Annotated in this window: 20 protein-coding genes and 1 tRNA gene; 9 read left to right on the top strand and 12 right to left on the bottom strand. The window is 76.9% G+C overall.

Going from position 1 to position 21,430, the window contains the following annotated elements:
* The first annotated feature begins 36 nt into the window (after window positions 1-36).
* The 4 genes from ACI8AD_RS10060 (at window position 37) to ACI8AD_RS10075 (ending at window position 3,163) form a co-directional block, all read left to right on the top strand.
* Window positions 37-1,242 (top strand): L,D-transpeptidase, encoded by a 1,206-nt coding sequence (locus ACI8AD_RS10060; RefSeq protein WP_456870388.1) that lies wholly within the window; start codon window positions 37-39, stop codon window positions 1,240-1,242.
* A 62-nt stretch (window positions 1,243-1,304) separates the two neighbouring features.
* The gene (locus ACI8AD_RS10065; RefSeq protein ID WP_456870389.1) at window positions 1,305-1,718 is read left to right on the top strand and encodes a hypothetical protein; all 414 of its coding nucleotides are present in this window, start codon (window positions 1,305-1,307) and stop codon (window positions 1,716-1,718) included.
* 84 nt (window positions 1,719-1,802) lie between these two features.
* The gene (locus ACI8AD_RS10070; protein ID WP_456870390.1) at window positions 1,803-2,885 is read left to right on the top strand and encodes a WD40/YVTN/BNR-like repeat-containing protein; all 1,083 of its coding nucleotides are present in this window, start codon (window positions 1,803-1,805) and stop codon (window positions 2,883-2,885) included.
* The gene (locus ACI8AD_RS10075) at window positions 2,882-3,163 is read left to right on the top strand and encodes a ubiquitin-like small modifier protein 1 (RefSeq protein ID WP_456870391.1); all 282 of its coding nucleotides are present in this window, start codon (window positions 2,882-2,884) and stop codon (window positions 3,161-3,163) included. Before ACI8AD_RS10070 ends, ACI8AD_RS10075 begins: the two co-directional genes overlap by 4 nt.
* Window positions 3,164-3,171: 8 nt before the next feature.
* Here the strand turns inward: ACI8AD_RS10075 and ACI8AD_RS10080 are convergent, their stop codons facing one another.
* The 6 genes from ACI8AD_RS10080 to ACI8AD_RS10105 all read right to left on the bottom strand — a co-directional run bounded on the left by ACI8AD_RS10080 (window position 3,172) and on the right by ACI8AD_RS10105 (window position 8,746).
* Window positions 3,172-3,420 carry a hypothetical protein gene (locus ACI8AD_RS10080; protein ID WP_456870392.1) on the bottom strand — a complete coding sequence of 83 codons (249 nt, stop codon included), beginning with the start codon at window positions 3,418-3,420 and terminating at the stop codon, window positions 3,172-3,174.
* 97 nt (window positions 3,421-3,517) lie between these two features.
* Entirely contained in the window at window positions 3,518-4,741 is a 1,224-nt protein-coding gene (locus ACI8AD_RS10085; RefSeq protein ID WP_456870393.1) for a CaiB/BaiF CoA transferase family protein, read from the bottom strand.
* 14 nt (window positions 4,742-4,755) lie between these two features.
* Entirely contained in the window at window positions 4,756-5,493 is a 738-nt protein-coding gene (locus ACI8AD_RS10090; RefSeq protein ID WP_456870394.1) for an acetoacetate decarboxylase, read from the bottom strand.
* Entirely contained in the window at window positions 5,493-6,434 is a 942-nt protein-coding gene (locus ACI8AD_RS10095; RefSeq protein ID WP_456870395.1) for a 3-hydroxyacyl-CoA dehydrogenase NAD-binding domain-containing protein, read from the bottom strand. Before ACI8AD_RS10095 ends, ACI8AD_RS10090 begins: the two co-directional genes overlap by 1 nt.
* 78 nt (window positions 6,435-6,512) lie before the next feature.
* Complete coding sequence (locus tag ACI8AD_RS10100) at window positions 6,513-7,244, bottom strand: HAD family hydrolase (RefSeq protein ID WP_456870396.1); 732 nt, start codon at window positions 7,242-7,244, stop codon at window positions 6,513-6,515.
* Window positions 7,241-8,746 (bottom strand): mannitol dehydrogenase family protein, encoded by a 1,506-nt coding sequence (locus tag ACI8AD_RS10105; RefSeq protein WP_456870397.1) that lies wholly within the window; start codon window positions 8,744-8,746, stop codon window positions 7,241-7,243. Before ACI8AD_RS10105 ends, ACI8AD_RS10100 begins: the two co-directional genes overlap by 4 nt.
* 273 nt (window positions 8,747-9,019) lie before the next feature.
* Here ACI8AD_RS10105 and ACI8AD_RS10110 point away from each other — a divergent pair, with 273 nt between their 5' ends.
* Entirely contained in the window at window positions 9,020-11,269 is a 2,250-nt protein-coding gene (locus ACI8AD_RS10110; protein ID WP_456870398.1) for an alpha/beta fold hydrolase, read from the top strand.
* Between the two features lie 13 nt (window positions 11,270-11,282).
* Here the strand turns inward: ACI8AD_RS10110 and ACI8AD_RS10115 are convergent, their stop codons facing one another.
* The 3 genes from ACI8AD_RS10115 to ACI8AD_RS10125 all read right to left on the bottom strand — a co-directional run bounded on the left by ACI8AD_RS10115 (window position 11,283) and on the right by ACI8AD_RS10125 (window position 13,863).
* On the bottom strand, window positions 11,283-12,953 hold the full coding sequence (locus ACI8AD_RS10115) for a SpoIIE family protein phosphatase (RefSeq protein ID WP_456870399.1): 1,671 nt from the start codon (window positions 12,951-12,953) through the stop codon (window positions 11,283-11,285).
* A 121-nt stretch (window positions 12,954-13,074) separates the two neighbouring features.
* On the bottom strand, window positions 13,075-13,500 hold the full coding sequence (locus tag ACI8AD_RS10120) for a hypothetical protein (protein WP_456870400.1): 426 nt from the start codon (window positions 13,498-13,500) through the stop codon (window positions 13,075-13,077).
* A gap of 93 nt (window positions 13,501-13,593) precedes the next feature.
* Window positions 13,594-13,863, bottom strand: a complete 270-nt coding sequence (locus ACI8AD_RS10125; protein ID WP_456870401.1) for a PLD nuclease N-terminal domain-containing protein — start codon at window positions 13,861-13,863, stop codon at window positions 13,594-13,596.
* A gap of 253 nt (window positions 13,864-14,116) precedes the next feature.
* On the opposite strand from ACI8AD_RS10125, the gene ACI8AD_RS10130 reads away from it, so the two are divergent.
* On the top strand, window positions 14,117-15,193 hold the full coding sequence (locus ACI8AD_RS10130; RefSeq protein ID WP_456870402.1) for a hypothetical protein: 1,077 nt from the start codon (window positions 14,117-14,119) through the stop codon (window positions 15,191-15,193).
* Here ACI8AD_RS10130 and ACI8AD_RS10135 read toward each other — a convergent pair.
* A tRNA-His gene (locus tag ACI8AD_RS10135) sits at window positions 15,185-15,257 on the bottom strand. The genes ACI8AD_RS10130 and ACI8AD_RS10135 overlap by 9 nt on opposite strands.
* 57 nt (window positions 15,258-15,314) lie before the next feature.
* Complete coding sequence (gene orn, locus ACI8AD_RS10140; protein WP_456870403.1) at window positions 15,315-16,013, bottom strand: oligoribonuclease; 699 nt, start codon at window positions 16,011-16,013, stop codon at window positions 15,315-15,317.
* Window positions 16,014-16,167: 154 nt separating this feature from the next.
* Here orn and ACI8AD_RS10145 point away from each other — a divergent pair, with 154 nt between their 5' ends.
* Window positions 16,168-17,397: a hypothetical protein gene (locus ACI8AD_RS10145; protein WP_456870404.1), complete on the top strand. Its 1,230-nt coding sequence runs from the start codon at window positions 16,168-16,170 to the stop codon at window positions 17,395-17,397.
* Window positions 17,398-17,522: 125 nt separating this feature from the next.
* Window positions 17,523-19,373 (top strand): hypothetical protein, encoded by a 1,851-nt coding sequence (locus ACI8AD_RS10150; protein WP_456870405.1) that lies wholly within the window; start codon window positions 17,523-17,525, stop codon window positions 19,371-19,373.
* Here ACI8AD_RS10150 and ACI8AD_RS10155 read toward each other — a convergent pair.
* Entirely contained in the window at window positions 19,363-20,376 is a 1,014-nt protein-coding gene (locus ACI8AD_RS10155; RefSeq protein ID WP_456870406.1) for an NADPH:quinone reductase, read from the bottom strand. The genes ACI8AD_RS10150 and ACI8AD_RS10155 overlap by 11 nt on opposite strands.
* Window positions 20,377-20,561: 185 nt before the next feature.
* On the opposite strand from ACI8AD_RS10155, the gene ACI8AD_RS10160 reads away from it, so the two are divergent.
* The gene (locus ACI8AD_RS10160; protein ID WP_456870407.1) at window positions 20,562-21,383 is read left to right on the top strand and encodes an aquaporin; all 822 of its coding nucleotides are present in this window, start codon (window positions 20,562-20,564) and stop codon (window positions 21,381-21,383) included.
* Window positions 21,384-21,430: the final 47 nt, after the last annotated feature.

Raw genomic sequence — 21,430 nt, forward strand, 5'->3', positions numbered from 1 at the left:
GGGCGCGGGCGGTCGGACGAAGGGCGGGCAGCGAGCGTGCGACGGACAGCGGCGCTGGTCACGGCGGGGGCCCTGGCCCTGCTCAGCGGGTGCACCGCGGGGAACGGCCAGGGGTCCTCCGCGGCCTCGGCCTCCTCGTCCTCGACGTCGGCGTCGGCCACCACGGCCGCCGACGCACCCCCTCCCCAGCTGCAGCTGGCGCCCGCCGACGGCGCCGTCGACGTCGCCCCGGGACTCCCGCTGGAGATCTCCGTCACCGACGGCGAGCTGGGTGACGTGACGGTGACCGACGACGCCGGCACCGAGGTCCCCGGGCAGGTCGCCGACGGCGCCACCGAGGGCACCGAGGTGTGGACGGCCGACGGGGCGCTGGACTACGGCAGCACCTACACCCTGACCGCCGCCGCCACCAACGCCGACGACGAGCGCGCCGAGGCCACCAGCACCTTCACCACCGCCGTCCCGGACGCACTGGCCACGCCCGCGATCGGCCCGCTGGACGGCCAGACCGTCGGCGTCGGCATGCCGATCCGCGTCTACTTCGAGCAGCCGGTCACCGACAAGGCCGCGGTCGAGAGCCGCCTGCTGGTCACCAGCTCGACCCCGACCGACGGCGTGTGGAGCTGGATCAGCGACACCGAGGTGCACTTCCGGCCCTCGCAGTACTGGCCGGCCGAGACCGACGTGACCCTGGAGGCCGACCTCCAGGGGGTCCCCCTCGGCGGCGGCGTGTGGGGCGAGAAGGACCGCACGGTCTCCTTCCACGTCGGCGCGAAGCACGTCTCGATCGCCGACGCCGCCACCCACCGGCTGCAGGTCTTCGACGGCGACCGGCTGGTCCAGGACTTCCCGATGAGCGCCGGCAGCCCGGACAACCCGAGCTACAACGGGCCGCACGTGGTCACCGAGCTCAACGCCGAGCGGATCATGGACTCCAGCACCTACGGCGTGCCGGTCGACAGCCCCGGCGGCTACCGCACCCCGGTGCAGTGGGCCGTGCGGCTGTCCGACAGCGGGGAGTTCGTCCACGGCGCCCCGTGGTCGGTGGCGCAGCAGGGCCGGGAGAACGTCTCCCACGGCTGCATCAACCTCTCGACGGAGAACGCCCGCTGGTTCTTCGACTTCTCCCAGCCGGGCGACGTCGTCGAGATCGTCAACTCCGGCGCCGGCACGCTGGCCTCCGACATCGACGACTGGACCGTCCCCTGGGACCAGTGGCGGGCCGGCAGCGCACTGTCGTGATCTCCGTTTCCTGACCGCCTGACCAGGGCACTTCCCGGCTGTCTTCGGGAGGGAGATGCGTCGTGGACACCTGGGTGATCGTCCTCATCGTCGTCGTCGCGGTGGTGGTGCTGGCGCTGGTCGCGCTGGCCCTGGCCAAGCGCAGCCGGGTGGCCGGCGCCCGGCGCCGGGAGCAGCAGCGCCTGGAGGCGCGCGAGCGGCTGGAGGAGGCACGGCTGCGCGGGGCGCAGGCGGAGAAGGAGCAGGCGCTGGCCGAGGAGCAGGCGGCGCGGGCCCGCCGCGAGCGCGCCGAGGTCGAGGAGCGCACCCGCCTGGCCGAGCAGGAGGCCCGCCAGCGGGCGGCGTCGGCGAAGGAGCACGCGTCGGCCGCCGAGAAGCTGCGGGCCGAGGCCGAGAAGCTCGCGCCCGGCCTGGCCGACCGTGACGGCCACGCCGGGGTCTCCGGCGACGGCCCCGGGGGCGCCACCCGCCGCTGAGCGGGGCACCGCTCAGTTCCGGGCGCCGCCGCGGTCGGTCCTGGTGGGCGGGGCCGGCCGGGCCCCCGGACACCGGAGGACGCCGTGGCCGACCTGATCGCCATCGGCACGCGCAAGGGGCTGTGGCTGGCCCGCAGCGACGACGACCGCCGCACCTGGCGCCTGGACGGGCCGCACCTGGTGGCCCAGGAGGTCGCCGCGGTCGCCGTCGACACCCGGGAGGCGGTGCCGCGCGTGCTGGCCGGCGTCCAGTACGGGCACTGGGGTCCCACGGTCACCTGGTCCGACGACCTCGGCGGCAGCTGGCACGAGACGCCGGAGGGCGCGATCGCCTTCCCCGTCGACACCGGCGCCGCGCTGGCCCGCGTGTGGCAGCTGCGCCCCGACGCCGCCGCGCGGCCCGGCGTCGTCTGGGCCGGCTGCGAGCCGCACTCGCTGTGGCGCAGCGACGACGGCGGCCGCTGCTTCGCGCTGGTCCGCGGGCTGTGGGACCACCCGCACCGGCCCACCTGGGAACCCGGCGGCGGGGGCGGCGCCGTGCACACCGTGCTGCCGCACCCGACCGGCGACCGCGTCGTGGTGGCGATGAGCACCGGCGGCGTCTACGTCAGCGACGACGGCGGCTCGACGTGGCAACCGCGCAACTCCGGCATCACCACCTCGTTCCTCCCCGGCCCGCCGCCGGAGTACGGCCAGTGCGTGCACAAGGTCGCCGTCGACGCCGGGGACCCCGACCGGCTGTACGCGCAGAACCACTTCGGCGTCTTCCGCACCGACGACGCCGGCGGCACCTGGACCTCGATCGCCGACGGGCTGCCCGCCGACTTCGGCTTCCCGGTGGCCGCCTCCCCGCGGACCCCGGGCACCGCCTGGGTCGTCCCGCTGGTCGCCGACGCCGACCGGACGCCACCGGGCGGCCGGCTGCGGGTCCACCGCACCCGCGACGGCGGGGCGAGCTGGACCGAGCTCGGCGCCGGGCTGCCCGACGGCTGCTGGACGGCGGTGCTGCGCGACGCCGTCTGCGTCGACGAGGCCGAGCCCACCGGGGTGTACGTGGGCACCCGCGACGGCTGCGTCTACGCCAGCGCCGACGAGGGGGAGTCGTTCACCCGGGTCGCCGCCCACCTGCCCGACGTGCTGTGCGTGCGCGCGGCCCGGCTGCCGTGAGCGTCGAGGTGCTGCTGCCGGGCGTGCTCGCCGACCTCGCCGGCGGCCGGCGGCGGCTGGAGGTCGACCCGCCGCCGGCGACGGTGGCCGGCCTGCTCGACGCGCTGGCCGCCGAGCACCCCGTCCTCGAGCGGCGCATCCGCGACGAGTCCGGGGCGCTGCGCCGGTTCGTCAACGTCTACGTCGACGGCGACGACGTGCGCTTCGCCGCGGGCGTGCACACCACGGTGCGCGACGGCGCCGTCGTCGAGGTGCTGCCCTCGGTGGCGGGGGGCTGAGCGGCGGGTCAGAGGCGGGCGAGCTCGGCGCACTCCGGGCACAGCTGGGAGTCCTCGTAGCCCTCCGGCGGCCAGACCGTCTCGTCGTCGACGGCGACGTAGGAGCCGCACAGCGACTTGCGGCTGCGGCCCTGCACCCGGCCGATGGTGGCGTGCGCCGGCCCGATCTGCCGCGGCTGGAGCCCGTCGGGCGAGCCGACCGAGCCCACCATCACGACGGCGTGGGCTGTCCCGTAGGAGTAGGCGGTCGTGGTCATGGCGTCAGCGTCCGAGGCGTGCGGGGCTCGGACGAGCACCGGCCGCCGCGTGTCCGCCACCGCCGGTCACGGCCGCCCCACCGGCACCACCCGGCCCTCAGGCCACGGGCCCCGAGACGACGCCGTCACGCACGAGGGCGGCGAGGTCGTCCGCCGCGACGCCGAGACCGGTGAGGACGGCGGCGGTGTGCTCACCGACCCGCGGCGCGCGCCCGCGCGGCCCGACGTCGGCGCCCCGGAGCCGAAGCGGCGCGCGGACGGTGCGGAACCGGCGTCCCGAGCCGTCGTCGACCTCGGGGAACAGCCCGTCGGCGGCGGCCTGCTCGTCGGCGGCGAACTCCGCGACGGTGGACGCCGGTCCCCAGATGAAGCTCCGCTCGTCGAAGGTCGCGCCCCACTCCGACAGCGGGCGGGTGGCGAAGGCCTCGTCCATCAGCCGGGTCAGCTCCGGCATGTGGGCCGCACGGGCGCCGCGGGTCGCGAAGCGCTCGTCCTCGACCCACTCCGGGTGGCCCACCGCCTCGCAGAACGGCGGCCACCAGTGCGGCTCGGGCATGAACAGCAGGATCCAGCGGCGGTCGGCGCAGCGGAACCCGCCGTGCAGGGCGTGCGGCCGGGCGATGCGGCCCTGCGGCGTGGGCGTGATCCCGTCGACGAGGGTGGCCGACAGGTCGCTGGACATCGTCCACGCGGCCGACGCGAGCAGGCTGACGTCGACCACCTGCCCCTCCCCGGTGGCCTCGACCACGCGCAGCGCGGCGAGCACGCCGCCGAAGAGGGCCAGCGCGGCGACGTGGTCGCCCTGGGCCGGGCGGAGCCGCGGCGGGGCGGGGTTGGCCGGCTCGCTCATCGCGTCGAGGACGGCGCCTCGGCCGAAGAAGGCGGTGAGGTCGTAGCCGGGGCGGGTCGCGTCGGGTCCGGCGGGGCCGTAACCGGTGAGGGTGGCGTGCACCAGCCGCGGGTTGAGCCCGTGCAGGGTCGCCGCGTCCAGGCCGAAGCGCGTCTGCCGGGCCGGCAGCAGGTTGCAGAGGAAGACGTCGGCGCCGGCGGCCAGCCGGCGCACCAGGTCGGCGCCGCGCGCCTCGTTGACGGCGACGGCGATGCTGCGCTTGCCGCGGTTGTCCATCTCGAAGGCGGCGTCGACCGGGTCCTGCCCCTCGGGGACCTGCGGCTGCCGGGTGGCCCCGCGCATGGCGTCGCCGCGCAGCGGCTCGACCTTGACGACGTCGGCACCCATGTCGGCCATCAACGCGGCGGCACCCGGAGCGGCCATCCAGTTGGCCACCTCGACCACGCGCACGCCCGCCAGCGGTGCGGTCACGGCCTGCTCCCCCTTCAGTCCTGCAGGTAGTCGAAGACCGGGCTCGCCCGGCCCAGGGTGAGGTCGGTGAGCAGGTGGCTGGCCGAGACGACCTCGCGCACGGGCAGGTCGGCGAGCGGCGCGAGCGCGTGCTCGAACAGCTGCAGCCGCGCCGGGCCGGTCCAGGCCCCGCGGACGGTGATGTCGGTGATCTGGCTGCGCACCAGCTCCAGGATCCGCGGCCGCCGGTCGTAGCCCGGGAGCACCTTCAGGCCGAAGGTGGGCCGGCCGATCTCGGCGATCGCGTCCTCGTCGCTCATCGGCGCGTGCTTGTAGCCCATGGTCGCGGTGGCCACCCGCAGCGTCCCGTAGTCCAGCGTGCCGACGAGGGTGTCGGAGTCGACGTAGAGGCGCGGCGTCCCCGACTTCTTGGGGAACGCGCTGATCTCCCGGCCGCTGGCGATCGAGGCCAGGCTGTCGACGTACATGGCGTGCAGGTAGTCGGCGCTCTCGCCCTCGTACTGGACCTGCAGCACCTGACCGGACTCGGTGAACGACCCCAGGCCGGTGACGTCGGGCATCCGCATGACCTCGAACTTGACCAGCGGGTCACCGACCGTGAGCGGTTCGGGCACCACGCGCCGCATCGCCTCGGCGTCGGTCCGGTACAGGATGTTGAGGTACTCGCGGCCGGTGAACCGGTAGCGCCCGGCCGGGTAGGCGGGCGCGCCGAGCGGCGTCGTCGACTGCCGGCGGACCTCGTCGGCGTCCATCAGCCCTCCCCGTCGCGCGCGGCGTCCCGCGCCCGGATGACCGCCAGCTGGGCGCGGTCGCGGGCCTCGGTCAGCTGCTCGTAGGTCCGCCCGGTGAAGCGCTCCTCCACCTGGCCGCTGACCAGCTCGACGGTCGCCTCGTCGAGCTCGGGCTGCTCGACGACCTTCCAGCGCCGGGCCATGCCCGGGCCCAGGTGCTCGAGGAAGTGCCGCATGCCGCCCGGCCCGCCGCCGAGGTGGAAGCTCTCGAACGGGCCGGCCGTCGCCCACCGGACGCCGATGGACTCGGTGACGATCTCGTCGAGCTCGGCGGCGCTGACCACGCCCTGGGACACCAGCCACACGCACTCGCGGAACAGGGTGGACTGGAGCCGGTTGGCGACGAAGCCACCGATCTCCCGGTGCAGGACCACCGGTTTGCGGCCGACCGAGCGGTAGAACGCGACCGCCGCCTCCACCGCCCACGGCGCAGTCCGCTCGCCGGGCACCACCTCGACCAGCGGCAGCACCTCCGGCGGGTTGAACGGGTGGCCGACCACCAGCCGCTCCGGGGTGCGCATCTCCCGCGCCAGGTCGCTGGGCATGAGCGCCGACGTCGACGAGGCGATCAGCGCCCGCTCCGGTGCGGCGGCCTCGATCCGGGCGAGGAGCTCCTGCTTGAGCGGCAGCCGCTCGGGGGCGTTCTCCTGGACGACGCCGGCGCCGCTGACGGCGGCCTCGACGTCGCCGACCACCTCGATGCGGGTCAGCAGCTCGTCGGGGTCCCCGGCCTGCGGCTGCAGCCGCGTGTGGTGGCGCACCGCCGCCGCCACCTCGGGACCGACGTCGGGCCGCGGGTCCTGCACGCGGACGGTGCGGCCGTGGGCGGCGAACAGCGCCGCCCACGAGAGCCCGATGGTGCCGGCCCCGACGACCGCGACGGTGCCCTGGCTCGGGTCCACGTGCGCTCCCGGTGTGCTCGTCCGATCCCCGCGGGCATCGGAACACACCCGGCCGCGAGATGCGACCCAGGTCACGTCTCAGCGCAGCAGCTGCTCCACCTCCGACCACGACCCGGCGACCGCGGCGACCCCGGCCTCGCGCAGCGCCCCGGTGCGGTCGTGCCGGTCGGCCTCGGGCACGAACTGCAGCAGCCCGATCGTCGGGAACCCGGCGGCGACCGCCGAGCGGGCGCCGTTCACCGAGTCCTCCACGGCGACCGCCTCGGCCGGGCCGACCCCGATGGTGGCGCCGGCGTACACGTACACGGCCGGGTCGGGCTTGCTGGTCGGCTCGGTCAGCGAGTCCTCGGCGCTGAACCGGCGGCCCGGGTGGAACAGCGGGTCGAGGCCCGTGACCTGCAGGCAGGCGGCCAGCCGCGAGGACGCGCTGGAGGTCACCGCCGCCAGCGCGAACCGGCCGGCCAGGCGCTCCAGCGGTTCCCGCACGGCGGGGTCGGGGCGCAGGACGGTGCGCAGGTGCGCGGTGACGACGTCCTTCTCCTCGGCCACCCAGTCCTCGAGGTCGGCGCGGGTGAGCTCGCGGCCGTGGCCGGCGGCGAGCTCGGCGGCGGCGGCCCGGAAGTTCTTGCCGTTGGTCATGCGCTGCAGCTCGTCCGGGGAGAAAACCCGGCCGGCCCCCAGCCCGGCGAGGAACCGGTTCGTGACGTCGGCGGACGCCGCGTACGCCGGCTCCTCGGAGGGGAACAGCGTGCCGTCGGCGTCGCACAGCAGCGTGGTCACCGCGGCCGGGTCGAGGGCGGTGCCGCTCACGCGTCCCCACCCGCGGCCAGGAACTCCTCGACGACCTCGCGCGGGCCCTGCCGCTCCAAGCCCGACAGCGCCCGCTGGACGCACTCGGCGAAGCGGGGGTCGCGGCCGACGTGGTCGAAGACCGACTCCTCCGACAGCAGGGGTGCCGCGTCGCTGCCGGCCTCCTGCGCGACCGGCACGAGGTCGGTGCGCGGGCCCTGGATCGGCACCTCCTCGCCGGCGTAGTCGTGCCCGCGGAGGAACCGCAGCCAGCCGGCCACGGCGACGCACAGCAGCTGGTGCGGCGTGCCCGCCTCCATCGCCGCCCGCACCGAGGGCAGCAGGTAGTTCGGGATCTTGGACGAGCCCCGCCGGGACAGCCGCGCCAGCTGGTCGGCCATCCGGGGGTTGGCCAGCCGGTCGAGCAGCGTGGCCTGGTACTCGTCGAGGTCGACGCCGGGGACCTCGGGCAGGTGCGGCGCGATCTCCTCGGCCATGAGGCGGGTGAGGAACGTGCGGAACACCGGGTCGGCCATCACGTCCGCCGTCGTCCGCAGGCCGGCGAGGTAGCCCAGGTAGGCGATGGCGCTGTGCCCGGCGTTGAGCAGCCGCGTCTTGACGGTCTCGTAGGGTGAGACGTCCTCGACGAGCTGGACGCCGACCTCCTCCAGCGGGGGCCGCCCGTTGCAGAAGGAGTCCTCGACGACCCACTGGCGGAACGGCTCGGTGACCACCGGCCACCGGTCGTCGACGCCGGTCTCCGCGGCGATCGCGTCCCGGTCCTCGCGGGTGGTGTTCGGCGTGATGCGGTCGACCATGCTGCTGGGGAAGGCGACGTGCGCGTCGATCCAGTCGGCGAGGTCCTCGTCGCGCAGGCGGGCGAAGGACACCACCGCGGTGCGCGCCGCCGCGCCGTTGGACTGCATGTTGTCGCAGGACAGCACGGTGAACGGCGGCCGGCCGGCCTCGCGGCGGCGGGACAGCGCCTCCACGAGGTAGCCGAAGACCGTCTCGGGAGTGCCGGGGTCCTCCAGGTCGCGGGCGACGTGGGGGTCGTCGGCGTCGAACTCGCCGGTGTGCGCGTCGATGCGGTAGCCGGTGCCGGTGATCGTCAGCGTCACCAGGCGGGTGCGCTCGTCGGCGAGCGCCGCGAGCACCGCCTCCGGGTCGTCGGGGGCGTACAGGTAGCGGGTCAGCGCGCCGACGACGGTGGCGCGGTCGCCGTCGGCGGCCCGCTCGACCACGGTCCAGAGCCGGTCCTGGCCGGCGAGGACCTCGCCGATCTCGCGGCTGTGCAGGCCGACCCCGACCACGCCCCAGCCGGTCTCGCCCCGGCGGGCGAGCTCGTCGAGGTAGACGGCCTGGTGGGCGCGGTGGAAGCCGCCGACGCCGATGTGCACGATCCCGGGACGCAGCGCGGCCCGGTCGTAGGAGGGGACGGAGACCTCGGGCGGGAGGTCGGCGAGGGTCCGGTCGGACAGGGGGACGGCGGGAGCCGCGGCCCGGGTGGGGACAGACGTCATCGGGATCTCTCGGGATGGAGGGGCGGCCCGGGGTGGCTGCTCACCCGTGACCGCCCCACGCCGGTGCCCAGCGGCGTCCCGGGTCAATCCGGAACGGCGGCGGTGTGGTGCAGGACGCGTCCGGCGGGTAGAGGGACGGGGTCCGGAGCAGCCGGGGCCTCCTCCCTCCTCCGGAGGCCCCGTCGCGCCGCGGCCGGACCGGCTGACGAGCGGGCTCCGGCGGGGGCGCCGTGCGCGGTGCTCCGACCGGCGCTGCGTTCCTACGATCCGACCGTGAGCGCCCCGGACGTCGTCCCCCTGCTGGCCGAGGTGTGGCCGCTGCTCACCGCCGCTCCGCTGCCCGTGGTGGCCGTCACCGGCGCCACCGGGCTGTCCGGGCCGCTGCCGGTGCCGGACCTGGCGGTCGGCGCCGTGGCCGCGCAGCTGGCGGCCGCCCGGCTGCTCGACCCGGTCACGGGTCCGCTCGAGGTGGACGCCGCCGCCGTCGGCCTGGCCTTCCGCAGCGAGCGCCACGCCCGCGTGGCCGGCCGCCGGGTGGCGCCGGGCTTCGCGCCGCTGTCGCGCTTCTGGCGCACCGCCGACGGCTGGCTGCGGCTGCACGGCAACGTCCCCGCCCACCGGGCGGCGGCGCTGCGGGTGCTGGGGGAGGACGTCGCGGAGACGGCGCTGCGGTGGCGGGCGGAGGAGCTGGAGACGGCGGTCGTCGCGGCCGGGGGTGCGGCGGCCGCCGTCCGTCCGGCGGAGCGGTGGGCGGCGTCGGAGCCGGGCCGGGCGGTGGCCGCCGTCCCGCTGGTGGACCTGCGCCGCACCGCGGCCGGTCCGGTCCGGCAGCCGTCCCTCGCCGGACTGCGGGTCCTCGACCTCACCCGCGTGATCGCCGGTCCGGTCGCCACGCGCACGCTCGCCTCGCACGGCGCGGACGTGCTGCGGGTCGACAGCCCGCACCTGCCGGACGACGCCGGCCAGCTCGTGGACACCGGACCCGGCAAGAGGCACGTGCGGCTGGACCTGGCGACCGCGGCCGGGCGGCGCACCGTCGAGGACCTGCTGGCCACCGCCGACGTCGTCGTCCAGGGCTACCGGCCCGGAGCCTTGGCCCGCTTCGGGCTCGACCCCGCGGCGCTGGCCGAGCGGCACCCGCAGCTGGTCATGGTGAGCCTGTCGGCGTGGGGGACGGCCGGACCGTGGGGCGGCCGGCGTGGCTTCGACTCGCTGGTGCAGGCGGCCACGGGCATCGCGCGGGTCTGCGGGACGGCCGACGAGCCCGGCGTGCTGCCGGCCCAGGCGCTCGACCACGCCACCGGTCACCTGGCCGCCGCCACGGTGCTCGCCGCGCTGGCGCGGCAGCGGGCGGAGGGCGGCGGCTGGCACGGTGCGCTGTCGCTGGCCCGGACGGCGCACTGGCTGCTGGCCGCGCCGCCCCGTGCGGAGGCGGCGGCCGGCCCGGTCGACCCGGAGCCGTACCTGCTCTCGCTGCCCTCCGCCGACGGGAAGGTCACGCTCGTCGCGCCCCCGGGCTCGCCACCGTGGCGGACCGCCGCGGTGTTCCTCGACGACCCCCGTCCCTCCTGGCGCCCGCGCGGCCGGCCGGCCGGCCGGCACCGACACCGTCCGCGGGACGGGGAGGGGGGACCGCGCGTGAGCGGCGGCGGGTTCCCGGAGGTCACGCACGGGACGGCCGAGGTGGCGCCCGGCGTGCGGATCCACCACGTGTCGGCGGGGGTGGCCGCGCCGGGCGGGCGGGTGGTGGTGCTCGTGCACGGCTACCCGCAGTCCTGGTGGTGCTGGCGGCGGGTCGTCGGCCCGATCGCCGCCGAGGGCCACCGGGTCGTGGCCGTGGACCTGCGCGGTGCCGGCGCGTCGTCGCGGCCGGCGGGGGGCTACGACACGTGGACGCTGGCCGGCGACGTGCACGCGCTGGTGCGCGAGCACCTCGGCGTCGACGGCGAGGTCGTGGTCGTGGGGCACGACGTCGGCGCGATGGTGGCGCTGGCCCACGGGCTGCGCTTCCGCGGCGACGCCGGCCGGCTGGTGCTCATGGAGGCCACCCTGCCCGGCACCGACGTCCACGAGCGGCTCAGCAGCAGCCCCCGGCACTGGCACTACGCCTTCCACGCCACCCGGGACCTGCCGGAGTTCCTGACCGCGGGACGGGAGCGGGAGTACCTGCGCTTCTTCTTCGACGGCGCCGCCCACGACCCCTGTGCCCTGACCCCGGAGGACCTCGACCGCTACGCGGCCGACTTCCGGCAGCCCGGCGCGATGCGGGCGGGGTTCGAGCTCTACCGGGCGTTCGCGCAGGACGACCGGGACAACCGCGCCGCGCTGGCCTCGGGCGGCAGGATCGCGGTGCCCGTCCTGGCCGTCGCCGGGGAGGCCAACCTGTTCGCCGAGGTCAACGAGGCGATGGTCCGGGAGGTGGCCGACGACGTCCGCGCGGTCACGGTGCCGCGGGCCGGTCACTGGGTGCCGGAGGAGAACCCCGCCGGGCTGCTCGAGGTGCTGCTGCCGTTCCTCGGCTGAGCGGGTCCCGCGGCTACGCGTCCGGGGTGCCGCAGCGGACGGCGAGCAGGGCGATGTCGTCGTCGGCACGACCGGTGAGGACGTGGTCGAGCAGCCGGTCGCACAGCTCCTCGAGCGGCAGGCCGCGCAGCCGGGCGAGGCCGGAGGCCAGCCGGACGAGGCCCTCGTCGATGCCGGTGCGCCCGTGCTCGACGAGCCCGTCGGTGACCAGCAGCAGGGTGGCTCCGGGCAGCAGGACGGCGGTGTGGTCGGTCCGCGGGCCGGGGTCGTCGGTGCCGAGGAGCCGCTCGGGCGGGCAGTCGAGCAGCCGCACCGCGCCGTCGGGCTGGACCAGCAGCGGCGGCGGGTGCCCGGCGGAGGACCAGCGCAGCGTGCGCCGCTCGTCGAGCGCGGGCCCCGGCGGCTGCTCGACGCGGGCGAGCAGCGCGGTCGCCAGCGTGCCGAAGCGCAGCCCGCAGAGCGCCCGGTCGGTCCGGGTGAGGGTCTGGGCGGGGCTGTCGGGACGGTCGTAGGCCAGGGCGCGGACGGTGCTGCGCAGCTGGGACATGGCGGCGGCGGCCTCGACGCTGTGCCCGACGACGTCCCCGATGACCAGCACGGTGGCGCCGTCGGGGAGCACGAAGGCGTCGTAGAAGTCACCGCCGACGAGCGCGTGGCTGGTGGCCGGCCGGTACCGGACGGCGATCTGCAGCCGGTCCGGCTGCGGCGCCGGGGTGAGCAGGCTGCGCTGCAGCGTCTCGGCGACCCGGTGCTGGCGCCCGTAGAGGCGGGCGTTGTCCAGGGCGAGCGCGCCGCGGCGGGCCACCTCCACGGCGGTGGCGATCTCGAGCTCGGTGTGCGGCAGGCGGTCCCCGGCGTTGAGCAGTGCCAGCACGCCGAAGGTGTCCCCGCGGGCGCGCAGCGGCACGATCGTGCACGAGGTGAGGTCCAGCCGCTCCCAGGCCGCCCGCACCTGTGGCGTCGGCAGGGAGGGGGCCACCTGCTGCTGGTCGATCGCGGTGAGCTGGACCGGTTCGCCGGACAGCAGGGCGGCGACCATCGCCTCGTCGTCGCCCGTGCCGCGGAGTCGGCCGCGCATGTAGGCGTCGAGGTCGGGGCGCCGGGCCGCGTCGCGGTGGGCCCAGGCCTCCCCGGCGCGGCTGCGGTCCTCGCCGATGAGCGCGACCACAGCGCAGTCGGCCAGCCGTGGCAGGACCACCTCGGCGAGCTGCGCGGCGGACTCGTGGACGTCGAGGTTGTTGATCATCGCCTCGGAGACCTCGGCGAGGAAGCGCAGCCGCTCGCGGTCGGCGTCGGGAGCACCGGGATCCGCGGACCCCGGCTCCGGCGCGTGAGGACCGGCGACCTCCTGGACGTGCACCTGCAGCAGGTCTCCGACGGGCTCGGCGGTCACCGACAGCCAGCCGCCCGCCGGCGCGTACCGGCCGCACCACGTGGCGGGGGCGCCGGCGGTGCGCGCGTGGACGAGGACACCGTGCAGCGGCGTGCCGGCCAGCTCGGGCAGGGCGATCCACAGGTTCGACCCGGTCAGGACACCGCCGGGCCGCCCGAGCAGCCGCGCCACGGCCGGGTTGGCGTAGACGAACGTCCAGTCGACGTCGAGGGCGGCCACGCCGCTGGGCGACCGGTCGAGCGCGGCGGTCAGCCACGCCGACGTCATCCGGGTCGCGGCGGGCTGGCTCACCACGTCACCTGGTCCTTCGATCAGCGCCCCCCTGGCGACGGACGGGGGGAGCCTACCGGGCGACGACGCGTCGCGGTGGGGTCGCCGGCGGCGACCCCTGCACCGGCGCGGTCGCGCCGGGTCAGCGCACCCGGCCGCGCATCAGGCAGGTGGCGCCGGCGACGTGCGCGTCGACGACGGCGAGGCGACGACGGACCTCGGTCACGACCTCGTGGTGCGCGGCCGGGAGCGCGGCCAGCACGCGGCGGGCCGGGTGGAACGCCGGCTCGGCGAACAGCTCGGTGACCAGCGCGGCCGCCGTCGGGGCGGGCAGCGGCCGGGAGGCGTGCACCTCGACGCGCACGACGTCCTCGTCGTCGTGCACGACCGCCTCGGCCACCCCGCCGTCGGCGGACCGGGCCGCCACGGAGCCGCACCCGCGGACGACCTGCCAGGCCGCCGGCCGGTCCGCCGCGGGCGGCAGTCCCCGGCGGCTCGCGGCCGCGCGCCGGTCCGCGGGAGCTCGGGTGGCCGGACGGGCCGCGGCCCGGGAGGAGAACTCGTCCATGCCCCGACGCTCCCTCCCGCCGCGCAGCAGCGGTGAGGGCCGGACGTCCCCCCGCCGCGGGGCCGGAGGTCGCCGCCTCGTGCGGGAGACGGCTCAGGGGCGCCGGCCCCACCGGAACCAGGCGAGCGGACCGACCCAGTTGACGGCGATGACCGCCGCCCAGACCGCCTTCCGGCCGTGGACCTGGTCGGGGCGCCGGCGCGCGAGGTCGACCCAGGCGCTGACGGCCAGCGACGCCTGGACCGATCCGAGGGCCAGCACCAGGCCCCGCTGACGCGGGGTCAGGTCGCTCCAGCGGCGCGCTCGACGCGAGCGTTGCTGCCCCGTGCCGGCGCCCCCGCCGGCGCTCCTGGTGGACGTCATGACGGCCTCCTCGGGACGAGGGCCGGCGCCCGGCCGGCTCCCCTCCGTCCAGGGTCGTGCCGGGGCTCTCGCCCGGGCAGGGTCGCAGGCCCTGCCGCAGCGGGCCGGGGTCCCGCGCCGGCGGTGACCGGCCGGGCGGTGCGTCCCTGGCCGGCGGGACGTCCGGCACTCCGGCCCCCTGCACCGGGCGCGCTGCACTGGGAGCCGGCGGGCCTCGACCCGTTCGCCCACACCAGGGCTCGAGGAGGACGACATGGGCACGACCGGGCCGGCGCAGGGGCTCCGATCCGTGGCCCGGGCCCGCGCCACGTCGCTGCGCGGTGTGCTGCGGGCGTCGCTGACCCGGGTGGCGGGGCTGGTCCGTCGGCTGCGCCGCCCTCCGGACGGTGGGCGACGGGCGGGGGTGCCGGCCGGACCGGCGGACGGTGCGACCGCGGTGGAGTCGCCCACCGGCACGGCGCGGGCTCGCCGACGTCGCCTCGCCCGGCGGCTGTCGGTCGCCGTCGCCGGGCTGGTGTCGGCGTCCTCGGCGGCCGGACTGGCCCGGCGGGGGCTGTACCGCGACGCGCCGGCCAACGCGGCCACCTTCCGCGCCTACGACCTCGGGTCGTTGACCGTCACCACGCCACTGCTGACCGGCGCGCTGGTCCGCGCCCGGCGGGGGTCGCTCCGGGCGGACCTCCTGTGGGCGGGCCTGCTGGCCCAGCTCGTCTACACCTACGCCTACCTGGTCTTCGGTGCCGCGTTCAACGCGCTGTTCCTCGTCCACGTCGCGCTGTTCGTGCTGGCCGCCGTCGCGCTGGTGCTGCTGCTGCGGTCCCTCGACGTGGCCTCGATCGCCGACCGGATCCGGCCGCGGACGCCGGTCCGCCCGGTCAGCGCCGTCCTCGGGTTGCTGGCCGCGTCGCTCGGCGGCATGTGGACCTGGTACTCGCTGCGGTTCGCGGTGACCGGCGCCGCGCCGGAGGAGGGACTGCTGCTCCAGCCCGCACCGATCGGTCACCTGGGCTACGCGATGGACCTGACCACGCTCGTGCCCGGCTACGCCGCCGCGGCCGTGCTGCTCTGGCGGCGGCAGCCGTGGGGCTACGTGCTCGGGACCGTGCTGCTCGTCGCCAGCGCGGTCGTCCAGGTCGACTACGTGCTCGCCCTCGCGTCCCAGGCGGCGGCGCGCATCCCCGGCGCCACGGCGTTCGACCCGCAGGAGCCCTACGTCGCCGCGGCCGTGACCGGGGCGGCCGCCGTCCTGCTCGCCGGCCTGCGGCGGGGCCCGGGGAACGCAGAAGGCCCTGGTCAGTCGCCTGACCAGGGCCTTCTCTCGGGTGAGTGACGGGGCTCGAACCCGCGACACCCAGGATCACAACCTGGTGCTCTACCAGCTGAGCTACACCCACCGCGTGCCTCCCGGCGCTCGCGGCACCGGGGACGACGACGAGGATACCGGAGCCCGCTCAGCTCCCCGACGCGGCGTCGCTCACGTCGTCCTCAGCGGTGCCGGCGGCGGCCGGAGGGGTGGCGTCGGCGGCGGCGAGGACGTCGGCGAAGGACCCGCTCACCTCCCCGGCCGCGCGCTGCGCCTGCGTCGTCGACGGGCCGGGCGCGTCGACGAACAGCGTCCGGCGGTAGTAGGCGAGCTCGCGGACGGACTCGACGATGTCGGCCAGCGCCCGGTGCGCCAGGCCCTTGGGCGGCTGGGCGAAGTAGACGCGCGGGAACCAGCGGCGGGCCAGCTCCTTGATCGAGCTGACGTCGACCATCCGGTAGTGCAGGTGGTCGTCGAGCTCGGGCATGTCACGGGCGAGGAAGCCGCGGTCGGTGCCGATGGAGTTGCCGCACAGCGGGGCGGTGCGCCGCTCGGGCACCCACCGCTTCACGTAGGCCAGCACCTGCTGCTCGGCCTCGGCGACGGTGAGGGTGGAGGCGCGCACCGCCTCGGTCAGGCCCGACTTCGCGTGCATCTCGGTGACGACGTCGGCCATGTCCCCGAGGTCGGCGTCGTCGGCGTGGATCACCAGGTCCAGGCCCGGGTCGAGGACCCGCAGCTCGGAGTCGGTCACCACGACGGCGACCTCGATGAGCTTGTCCTTGGTGAGGTCCAGCCCGGTCATCTCGCAGTCGATCCAGACCAGGTGCCCGCCGTTCTCCGCCACGACGCCCGACCCTACGTCGCGTCCGCACGTCCCGTCCGTCCCGGCCGCCCGCGCGTACCCCGGCCGCCACACCGGCGCCACTCGGGGGCATCGGATCGGCCGTTCCCGCAGGTAGCCTCGCCGCATCCCCTTCCGCCTCCCCTGGAGTCCTGCCGTGCCCCGACCCGCCGCCCCCGCAGCGCCCGCCCGGACGGTGCCGCCGGCGCCGGGCTCGCCGGCCGCCGGGCTCCGGCACCCCGTCGCCCTCGTCCGCTGGCTGTGGGCGGCCTACGGGACGCCGGGCGCGCCGGGGCGCCCGACGGGGGAGTCGGAGCTGCGGTGGGTCTACGCCGCCTGGCTCGGGGCCTTCCTGCTGAAGATGCTCGGCTCGTCCTGGGACGTCTCGTGGCACTTCAGGTGGTTGCGCGACGACCTCGCCCCGCCGCACCTGCTCAACTCCGCGGGCACCGCCGTGGTGATCGGCCTGGTGCTGTTCCACAGCTACACCGGCTACGGCGTCGACCGGCGGGCGCTGCGGCTGATGCAGTGGGGGATCGCCACCTTCCTGGTCGCCATCCCGATCGACATCGTCAACCACCGCCTCAACGGGCTGGACATCACCAGCTGGAGCCCCAGCCACGCGCTGCTCTACGTCGGGACGGCGGTCATGCTCGCCGGCGCCGTCCGCGGCTGGTGGCTGTACGCCGCGCCCGGCCGCGTCCGCGACCTGGTGTCGCTGGGCCTGTGGCTGTTCTTCGTCGAGAACGTCGTCTTCCCCAACCAGCACCAGGAGTACGGCGTCCTGTCGCTGCGGGCCTACGAGGCGGGGGCGACGACGGCCGAGCAGCAGCTCCTGGACTTCGCCGCCGCCCAGGGGCAGACGCCCACGACGTTCATGCTCCCGGTCCCGTCGTGGGTGCACCCGGCGTGGCTGGTGTGCGCCGGCCTGCTGTCCCTGGTCGTGGCCCGCCGGGTGACCGGTCTGCGCTGGGCGGCGACCACCGTCGCGGCCGGCTACCTCGGCTACCGCGCCGTGATGTGGACGGGCCTGGTGGCCATCGGCTTCCCGCCCTCGGTGCTGCCGCTGGTCCTGCTGGTCGGCGCGGTGTGCGTCGACCTCGCCGTCACCCGCGGGTTGCCCGGCTGGAGTGCCGCCCCGGTCACCGCGGCCGCGGTCTACGCCGCCGCCTGGCTGCAGGACGCGGCCGGGCTGCTGCCACCGTGGAACTGGTCGTGGTGGTCGATCGCGCTGGTCGTGGCCGGGTTCACCGCGCTGTGGACGGCGGTCGACCTCGTCGCCGGCAGCCGCGCGTACGCCGCCTGGCTGCGGCCGGTGGAGCCCGGCCGCGCGGCCGAGCCCGCCCTCGCCGGCGCACCGGCCGCCGGCGGCGCGCCGACCCGCTGAGGAGAGCGGGACCGTCCCGTCACATGACGTAGCGTCGCCCGCGGCCGTCCGACCCGCGCCGCACCCCGTGCCCGTTCGCGTGCCCGTCCGTGCGCCCCTGCGCCCCACCCGCTCCCGGAGGACCCGTGCTGCCCCTGACCCCGGTGCCGCTGCAGACGGCGGGGGAGCGTGCGCTCCACGCCGAGCTGACCCGCTGGGACCGCGGCGGTGCGATCCGCGGCGCGGTCGTCGCCTCCATCCCCGTCGGTGACGGGCCGATGGGCCGGCGGATCTCCGACGCCGTCCTCTTCGTGCCCGAGGGCCTCGCGGTCGTGCGGGTCGCCGAGGTCGTCCGGCAGAGCGGCGTGGTCACCGCGTCGCCGGACGGGTCGTGGACGATCGGTCCCGGCGCCGGGCCGGGTGAGGTGCTGCAGCTGTCCGGGGGCGGCTCCACCCCGCTCGACGGCCTGATGCGGGCCGGCATGGACACCGCCGTCCGGCTGCGCCGCGCCGGGCTGGAGCCCGGGCGGATCGCCCGGCTGACCGTCCTCGTCGGTGACCTCACCGGCCTGGACCCCGCCGACGGCGACCTCGGCGACGGCGACCAGGTGGCGATCCTGGAGACGCGCTCGCTGCTGCTGGGCATCTCCCGCGCGGCCCGCTACGCCGGCGTGGACAACCCGCGGCTGTGGACCACCGCCGACGTCCGCGCCGCGCTGGCCGCGCTGGGCTACGACGGCCGCGGCCCCACGGTCGAGGAGCTCAACGGCGAGGGCTTCCCGTACTCGCCCTACGTCCTGCGCCGCCGCGAGCTGCTGGCGCCCGCGGCGATGGCCGCCTCGCCGGCGCTGGGCGCGGTCCCGGTGCCCGGCGCGGCTCCGGTGCCCGGCGCGGTCCCGGTGCCCGCCCCGCCCGTGCCCGCCCCGCCGCCGGTCCTGCCCGCCGCGCCGGCGTTCGCCGGCGTGCCCGCACCGGCCGGTCCGCCCGCCGGACCGCTGGTCGACCCGGTGGCCGCGGCCGCCGTCGCCGTCGCCGCCATCCGGGCCGACGAGGAGGCCGCCGCGCGGGCCGCCGCCGGGCTGGTCGCCGCGCCGCCGGCACCTGCGGTGGCGCCGCCCGCCGTGTCCGGTGCGCCCGAGCCGCGCCCGGCCCCCGCGACCCTCGTCGGGCCCGGTCCCGCGCTGCCCCCGGTCCCGGCCCACGACACCGGCGGGCTGGGCGGCCTGTTCGGCGGGGACGGCGCCGACTCCGCGTCCTGGGCGCCCGCCCCGGTCGCCGAGATCGCGCCGCCCGTCCTGCCGCCGGCCGCCCCGGCGCCCGGTCAGCCCGAGCCGGCCGTCCCGCCGGTCGGGCCGCGGCGCCGCCCGGTCGCCCGCCGGACGGTCCTGCTGGCCGTCGCCGCGCTGCTCGCCGTCGTCGTGCTCCTGGGGCTGGTCGCCGGCCTCACCGGCGGCGGGGACGACGACGCCGCCGCCCAGGAGCCGCCCGCGGCCGGCAGCACCCCAGCCGCCCCCACCTCCGCCGGGCCGACGCCGGGGACGGCCACCGTCCTGGACGGCCGGGGTTTCCTCCTGCAGCAGGTGCAGGTCGAGGGCACCTGCGTGGGCAACTCCTACGGCCAGGTCGCCGACTTCTTCGAGGCCACCGACTGCGCGGGGCTGGCGCGGGCGCTGTGGTCCACCGACGTCGACGGCCGCGCGGTGGTCGTGTCGGTGTCCAAGGTCGACATGGGCGACAGCGCCGCCGCCCGGGCGCTGCGCGCCCTGACCGACACCAACGGCAGCGGCAACGTCAGCGACCTGCTGCGCGAGGGCGTCACCTACCCGGGCGCCCCGGCGGGGCTCTCCGGCGCCGAGTACGCCAGCGCCGCCGGGGGCAGCCTGGTCACCGTCGTCGAGACCGCCTGGGCCGACGGCGGCGCCGGCGACCCCGCCGACCTCGACCTGGTCGCCGGCGCGGGCCTGGCGCTGCCGATGCCCTCCCCCGTCACGCGGTGACGTCGACCAGCACCTTCCCGACGGCGCCGTCCTGCACCGCGCGGTGCGCCTCGGCCGTCTGCGCCAGCGGGTACACGTGCAGCGGCAGCCCCGCGGCGTCACCCACGCGCACCGCGCCGTCGAGGACCGCGGCGTTGACGTCCTCGACGCCGATCACCTTGGCGCGCTCCGGCTCGGTGTAGACGAGCACGAAGTTCCACCGGGCGTTGGGCGCCATCTGGGCGCGCACCGGGATGGTGACCTCGGCGCCGCCGTCGTCGGCGTACATGGCCACCGCCCCGTGCATCCCGACCACCTGAGCGTCGACGGCGGCGTTGCGGGCCGCCGACACCTCGACGACGACGTCGACACCCCGCGGGGCCACCTTGCGGACCTCGGCGACGACGTCCTGCTGCCGGTAGTCGACGACGTGCGAGGCGCCGGCGGCGGCCGCGAGCTGCGCCTTGTGCGGGCTGCTCACCGTGGCGACGACGGTGGCGTCGGCCCAGCGGGCGAGCTGGATGGCGGCGTTGCCGACCGCGCCGGCGCCGCCCTGCACCAGCACGGTGCGCCCGGTCAGCGAGCCGGGGCCGATCCGGTCGGGCAGCGACTCGCCGAGGGTCAGGCAGCGGTGCGCGGTCAGGAACGGGATGCCGAGCGCCGCGCCCAGCTCGAAGGAGGGTTCCTCGCCGAGCAGCACCGCCTGGCGCAGCGGGACGACGGTGTACTCCGCGGCGGTGCCCCACGGCCGCTGCCAGGCCGCCTCCCAGACCCACACCCGCTGACCGGTCACCGCCGGGTCGACGCCGCGGCCGACGGCCTCGACCGTGCCGGCGCCGTCCTGACCGGGCACCTGGCCGTCGGGCCCCGGCGGGCTGTTCGTGCGGGACTTCCAGTCGGTCGGGTTGACCCCGGCGACCGCGAGGCGCACGAGGACCTCACCGGGGCCTGGCTCGGGAGCAGGGCGGTCGGTCAGCTCGAGGACCTCGGGACCGCCGTTGCGGGTGTAGGTGATGGCGCGCACCGGTCCGGCCTACCCGCATCCGCGACTCCGTGCACGACCCCGTTCTGCGCCGTCGAGTGGTGCACAACTGTTCCGCAACGGCCCTTGCGTCTCCGGGAACCGCTGCGTCACCCTCGAAGCGGCCCGCACCGTGGCCGCCAGGGGGAGGCGCGGGGGAACGGCTGCGGACGCTCCGGAGGTCCTCGGTGTCTCCCACCCTGCTCCGTCAAGTCCTCGCCGAGTTCCTCGGCACGGCCGTGCTCGTGCTGGTGGCGGTCGGCGCGGCCGTCACCGGCTTCGACGACGTCGGCCCGCTGGGCGTGGCCCTCGCGTTCGGACTCGTCCTCCTGGCCCTGGCCTACGCCATCGGGCCGATCTCCGGGTGCCACGTCAACCCGGCAGTCACCCTCGGCGTGCTGCTGTCCAGGGGCATGACCGCCACCGAGGCGGTCTGGTACTGGGTCGCCCAGTTCGCCGGCGGCATCGCGGGTGCCGCGGTGCTCGCCCTGCTGACCAGCGACTTCGGCGGCGTCACCGACCAGACCGGCGCCCTCGGCGCCAACGCCTGGGGCGAGACCATCAGCGGTGGCGGCGCCTTCGTCGTCGAGGTGCTGCTGACGCTCGTCTTCGTGGCGGTGGTCCTGCTGGTCACCGGCAAGGCGGCGGCACCCGGTTTCGCCGGCCTGGCCATCGGCCTGACGCTCGGCGCGGTGCACCTGGTCGGCATCCCGCTCACCGGCACCTCGGTCAACCCCGCCCGCTCGCTGGGCCCGGCGCTGTTCGCCGGGGGCGATGCGCTGTCGCAGGTGTGGCTGTTCATCGTCGCGCCGCTCGTCGGAGCCGCCCTCGCGGTGCTCGTCGTCCGGGCGCTGTCGGCCCCCACCCTGACCGTGGAGCAGGCCGGACCCGACGTCACCCGTGACGAGACCGGCGCCCAGGTGCCCGACGAGGACGACGGCGCCCGGCTGCCCCGCGCGCGGGCCGCGGCCGAGGCGGAGTCCGGACGGCGGCGCCGCACGCCCCGCTGATCGGCGGACCGGTGCCGTACGGCACCGTTCCGGAGGGGGCGCGCCGC

This window comes from Geodermatophilus sp. SYSU D00766, from assembly GCF_054049915.1.

What these genes read in the sequence shown, in the direction of transcription:
- ACI8AD_RS10090 (WP_456870394.1), bottom strand. Translation starts at nt 5,493, where the DNA reads ATGGACGCCGACGAGGTCCGCCGGCAGTCGACGACGCCGCTCGGCGCG.
- ACI8AD_RS10125 (WP_456870401.1), bottom strand. Translation starts at nt 13,863, where the DNA reads ATGACGTCCACCAGGAGCGCCGGCGGGGGCGCCGGCACGGGGCAGCAA.
- ACI8AD_RS10120 (WP_456870400.1), bottom strand. Translation starts at nt 13,500, where the DNA reads ATGGACGAGTTCTCCTCCCGGGCCGCGGCCCGTCCGGCCACCCGAGCT.
- ACI8AD_RS10105 (WP_456870397.1), bottom strand. Translation starts at nt 8,746, where the DNA reads ATGACGTCTGTCCCCACCCGGGCCGCGGCTCCCGCCGTCCCCCTGTCC.
- ACI8AD_RS10130 (WP_456870402.1), top strand. Translation starts at nt 14,117, where the DNA reads ATGGGCACGACCGGGCCGGCGCAGGGGCTCCGATCCGTGGCCCGGGCC.
- ACI8AD_RS10080 (WP_456870392.1), bottom strand. Translation starts at nt 3,420, where the DNA reads ATGACCACGACCGCCTACTCCTACGGGACAGCCCACGCCGTCGTGATG.